This is a genomic window from Halomonas sp. ND22Bw (assembly GCF_003011945.1).
In the GTDB taxonomy this organism is placed as follows: domain Bacteria; phylum Pseudomonadota; class Gammaproteobacteria; order Pseudomonadales; family Halomonadaceae; genus Halomonas; species Halomonas halophila.
This window is the reverse complement of the sequence record NZ_PXWD01000561.1, coordinates 1-302: the sequence shown is the minus strand read 5'-3', so window position 1 is coordinate 302 and position 302 is coordinate 1. Positions and strand designations below refer to the sequence as shown.

The window sequence follows — 302 nt, the reverse complement described above, 5'->3', positions numbered from 1 at the left end:
CTCCTCGCCGAGCAACAGGTCGCGCTTGGGCTCGAGGACCTGGACCAGCTCGGTGAGGTAGGCGGAGCGTTCCTTGGCGAGCTCCTTCAACTCGCCCTCCAGCACGCCGGTCTCGGCCTTCTCGACGTGCTCGCGCTCGGTCGCGAGGCTCCGGCGCCGGCCCTCGATCGCGTCGGCTTCCGCCCGCCACTCGGCGAGGTCGAGCGAGGTCGCCGCGATTCGGCTCTCCAGACCGGCGGCGATGCGGGCGGCCTCGCGCAGCACGTCGGCTTCGGCGCGCAGGCGCCGGGCCTCGGCGACCG

General features: G+C 74.2%; 1 protein-coding gene. It reads right to left on the bottom strand.

The features are described from left to right. Positions 1 to 302: hypothetical protein (locus CVH10_RS19385; RefSeq protein WP_146143106.1), on the bottom strand; the 302-nt coding region annotated here is incomplete at both ends.